General features: G+C 69.7%; 1 pseudogene. It reads right to left on the reverse strand.

Annotation, left to right across the window (positions count from 1 at the left end):
- Window positions 1-118: pseudogene (locus CCN56_RS38100) on the reverse strand (GTP-binding protein); the annotation flags it as partial.
- Window positions 119-317: the final 199 nt, after the last annotated feature.

Here is a 317-nt window from a genome sequence, read left to right on the forward strand (position 1 = left end):
TCCCGTCGTGGACCTCGCCGCGCTTGTGGGTGGCACCGGTGAGGTAGAGGAAGCGCTCGGTGACGGTGGTCTTGCCGGCGTCGACGTGGGCGAGGATGCCGAGGTTGCGGATACGCATGATGGCGTCGTGCCTTTCGCTGCTGCGTGGAGAACGGGCAGCGCGATTCCCGGACGGATCCCTACGGGATCGTGGTCACGTCACGGGTCGGCGATGGCGGGCGCGCAGCCGCCACCGGCCGGAGCGAGAGGCGAGGATCACGTCGAAGCGGCGCGTACGCACGGTCGGCTCTCCTCGGTAGACACACTCGCGGCACGGC

It is taken from the genome of Streptomyces sp. NRRL B-24572, assembly GCF_002156145.1.
GTDB classification, from domain to species: Bacteria; Actinomycetota; Actinomycetes; order Streptomycetales; family Streptomycetaceae; genus Streptomyces; species Streptomyces vietnamensis.